Here is a 4,469-nt window from a genome sequence, read left to right on the forward strand (position 1 = left end):
GCGCTGCTCGCCGCCGGGAGCCTCGCCCTGACCGCTCTGCCCGCGCAGGCGACCCCTGCCGCCGCCGAGCCCGACGTGTCCGCCGCCGCGACGCGGTCCGCCGACAAGCTCGGCAGCCACGACCGCGCGCTCCTCGCGACCTACCGCAAGCAGCACCTCGCCCGCACCACCATGAAGAACGCCGACCGGGCGGTCCCGGACTTCGCGACACTGCTGATCGCCGTCCGGGACGGCCGGACCGCCGAGGCGGAGCGAGCGCTCGCGGCCCTCGGGATCGAGAGCGCCCGTACCGAGTCGGCCGTCGGCTACATCAAGGCCAACGTGCCGTTCGGCATGGTGGACCGGGTCGCCGCGATCGAGGACGTCGTCGCCGTCGACGTGGACGAGCTGCTGAGGATCGACGAGGTCCGCCCGGACGGGTCGGACGCCGTGGCCACCGCGGCCGGGCAGGGGCCGGAAGCGCCCTCCGCGAAGACCCCCGACAGCAACGCCTACATGCCCACCCGGGAGACCGGCTCCGCTCAGTTCAAGGAGGGCAACCCCTCCTACGACGGCCGCGGCGTCACCATCGGCATCATGGACACCGGAGTCGATCCGACCCATCCGGCGCTCGCGACCACCACCACCGGGGAGCGCAAACTCGTCGACACGGTCGCCGGGACCGACCCGCGGAACTTGATCGACCTGCTCTTCGACGCGACCTGGCAGAACCTGTCGGCGACGGCCAAGGTGTCCGGGCCGGTCTTCACCGACCAGGTCCGCGGCGAGACGTGGAAGGCGCCGGACTCGGCCGACCTGCGCATCGGCCTGCGTCCGATCCAGCTGCCCCAGGGAGCCACCGTCGTACCGACGCTGGTCCGCGAGTCGGACTCCGCGGTGTGGGTCGACACCGACCTCGACCACGACTTCACCGACGAGGAACTGCTGCGTCCGTACAAGGACAAGCAGCAGATCGCCCACTTCGGGACCGATGACCCGTCGACGCCGGTCAACGAGCGGATACCGTTCACCGTCCAGGTCAGGAACGACTTCTTCCCCGGCACGGTCAGCGTCAACGTGAACGTCATCACCGAGGCGCACGGCACCCATGTCGCGGGCATCACGGCGGCCAACGGCATGTTCGGCGGCCGGGCGGACGGCCAGGCGCCCGGTGCCAAGCTGGTCTCGATGCGTGCGTGCCACTCCTTCGGGTGCTCCAGCGCCGCACTGACCGACGGCATGATCGATCTCGCCACGAAGCACGATGTCGACGTGATCAACATGTCCATCGGCTCCTCGCCCGAGTTCAACGACGGCCAGAGCGCCCGTGCCCTCGTCTACAACCGGCTGATCGACGAGTCCGGGGTCCAGCTCTTCATCTCCGCCGGCAACTCGGGTGCCGGTGCGAACACGGTCGGCGATCCGACGGCCGCCGACAAGGTCGTCAGCGTCGGCGCGTCCGTCTCCCGGGCGACGTGGTGGGCGAACTACGGATCGCAGGTGCGTGACGAGCTGGGCGTCTTCCCGTTCTCGTCGCGCGGACCGCGTGAGGACGGCGGCTTCAAGCCCGACCTGACCGCTCCCGGCGCGGCCGTGTCCACCGTCCCCGACTGGCTGCCCAACTCGTCCGTCCCCGAGACCGGCTACACCCTGCCCGTCGGCTACTCGATGATGAACGGGACCTCGATGGCGTCCCCGCAGGCCGCCGGCGCGGCCGCCCTGCTGCTGTCGGCCGCGAAGCAGCGTGACGTCAGCGCCACCCCGGCCGAGCTCCGCAGCGCTCTCTACTCGTCGGCCCGTTACAACGAGAAGGTTCCCGCCGTCGCCCAGGGCCGCGGCGGCCTCGACGTCCCGGGCGCGTGGAAGTTCCTCTCCGGTGAGGACACCGCGGTCGAGGCGGTGAGCGTCGTCGCACCCGTGTGCACTCCGCTCTCCGGCAGGCTGCTCACCCCGCACACCGGCAGCGGCGTGTTCAACAGCTGCGCCCCGGGCAGCGGCGGCCAGGGCATCGGCGAGTCCCGCACCTACGACGTGACCGTCCACCGGACCTCCGGACCTGACCGGAAGATTCCGTACCTGCTCTCCCTGACCGGGAACGACGGCACCTTCTCCACTCCGCGCACGGTCCTCCTCGGCCTCGACGAGCCGACCGTGGTCCCGGTCACCGCCGAGCCGGCCACGCAGGGCGTCCACAGCGCGGTCCTGACCATCGACAACCCGGCGACCGAGGCGGTCGAACAGGCCGCGATGCTGGCCGTCGAGGCGGCGACGCCGGTGGCGGCGGGCAGCACGTACGAGGTGACCGGCGTCGCCGAGCGCAACGGCACGGTCCACTACACCGTCGCCGTACCGGCAGGCACCACGGCGCTGACGGTGAAGCTGGACGGCCTCGCCGACGGCAGCCAGACCCGCTGGTGGGCGTTCCGGCCGACCGGCGTCAGCGGCGAGTCCGCCGCGCCCGGCTCCCTGTCCTGCTACTCGGGGTACCTCGACGGAAACGGCTGTGACCCGTCCACCCGCACGTACAAGGCCCCGGCAGCGGGCGTCTGGGAACTGGTCGTGGAGTCCCGGCGCACGTCCCCGCTCCTCGACAACCCGTACCGGCTGACGGCGACCGTGACCCAGTAGCGCCATCGCTTGCCTCGCCCGCGCGGCCCCGGTCCCGGCCATGATCCCGGCCAGTGAGCCTTACCTCACAGGATCGGGTCCGCGCGGGCGTCTTACATTGGATGGCGCTGCCAACGAAGGCACGCTGCTGTCTGCGAAATGAGGAATGGGCGAAATGCCGGAGTTCGCATATACGGATCTGCTGCCGCTCGGCGAGGACACCACGCCGTACCGTCTGGTGACGGCCGAGGGAGTCTCCACCTTCGAGGCCGACGGCCGCACGTTCCTCAAGGTCGAGCCGGAGGCGCTGCGCAAGCTGGCCTCCGAGGCGATCCACGACATCCAGCACTTCCTGCGCCCGGCCCACCTCGCGCAGCTGCGGCGGATCATCGACGACCCGGAGGCGTCGTCGAACGACAAGTTCGTCGCGCTCGACCTGCTGAAGAACGCGAACATCGCCGCCGCCGGCGTGCTCCCGATGTGCCAGGACACCGGCACCGCGATCGTCATGGGCAAGCGCGGCCAGAACGTGCTCACCGAGGGCGGCGACGAGGAGGCCCTGTCGCGCGGCATCTACGACGCGTACACCGAGCTGAACCTCCGGTACTCGCAGATGGCCCCGATCACCATGTGGGAGGAGAAGAACACCGGCTCCAACCTCCCGGCGCAGATCGAGCTGTACGCGACCGACGGCGGCGCCTACAAGTTCCTCTTCATGGCCAAGGGCGGCGGCAGCGCCAACAAGTCCTTCCTCTACCAGGAGACCAAGGCGGTCCTCAACGAGACCTCCATGATGAAGTTCCTGGAGGAGAAGATCCGCTCGCTCGGCACGGCCGCCTGCCCGCCGTACCACCTGGCGATCGTCGTCGGCGGCACCAGTGCCGAGTTCGCGCTGAAGACCGCGAAGTACGCGTCCGCGCACTACCTGGACGAGCTGCCCTCCGAGGGGTCGGAGCTCGGCCACGGCTTCCGTGACGAGGAGCTGGAGAAGAAGGTCTTCGAGCTCACCCAGAAGATCGGCATCGGCGCGCAGTTCGGCGGCAAGTACTTCTGCCACGACGTGCGCGTGGTGCGCCTGCCGCGGCACGGCGCCTCGCTGCCCGTCGCCATCGCCGTCTCCTGCTCCGCCGACCGCCAGGCCGTCGCCAAGATCACGGCGGAGGGCGTCTTCCTGGAGCAGCTGGAGACCGACCCGGCGCGCTTCCTGCCGGACACGACGGACGAGCACCTGGACGAGGCCGGTGACGTCGTGAAGATCGACCTCAACCGTCCGATGGACGAGATGCTGGCCGAGCTCTCCAAGTACCCGGTCAAGACCCGCCTTTCGCTGACCGGCCCGCTCGTCGTCGCCCGCGACATCGCGCACGCGAAGATCAAGGAGCGCCTCGATGCGGGTGAGGAGATGCCGCAGTACCTGAAGGACCACCCGGTCTACTACGCGGGTCCCGCGAAGACCCCCGAGGGTTACGCCTCCGGCTCCTTCGGACCGACGACGGCCGGCCGGATGGACTCGTACGTCGAGCAGTTCCAGGCCGCCGGCGGCTCCAAGATCATGCTGGCCAAGGGCAACCGCTCCAAGCAGGTCACCGACGCGTGCGGCACGCACGGCGGCTTCTACCTCGGCTCCATCGGCGGCCCCGCGGCACGGCTCGCGCAGGACTGCATCAAGAAGGTCGAGGTCGTCGAGTACGAGGAGCTCGGCATGGAGGCCGTCTGGAAGATCGAGGTCGAGGACTTCCCGGCGTTCATCGTCGTGGACGACAAGGGCAACGACTTCTTCCAGGACCCGGCGCCCGCGCCGACGTTCACGTCCATCCCGGTGCGCGGCCCGGGCCTGGCGTAGCTCCGCATACGACGGCTCGGCCCCTCCCGCAGGCTGCGGG

At 70.1% G+C, this 4,469-nt stretch carries 2 protein-coding genes; both read left to right on the forward strand.

Annotation, left to right across the window (positions count from 1 at the left end):
* Positions 1-2,607: S8 family serine peptidase (locus ACWGH4_RS31920; protein WP_453467021.1), on the forward strand; the 2,607-nt coding region annotated here is incomplete at its 5' end.
* Between the two features lie 145 nt (positions 2,608-2,752).
* Positions 2,753-4,429 carry a fumarate hydratase gene (locus ACWGH4_RS31925; RefSeq protein WP_453467023.1) on the forward strand — a complete coding sequence of 559 codons (1,677 nt, stop codon included), beginning with the start codon at positions 2,753-2,755 and terminating at the stop codon, positions 4,427-4,429.
* Positions 4,430-4,469: the final 40 nt, after the last annotated feature.

It is taken from the genome of Streptomyces sp. NPDC054847 (assembly GCF_053610925.1).

Excerpts from the sequence above, each read along its gene's own strand:
- ACWGH4_RS31925 (WP_453467023.1), top strand. The coding sequence starts at position 2,753 with ATGGGCGAAATGCCGGAGTTCGCATATACGGATCTGCTGCCGCTCGGC.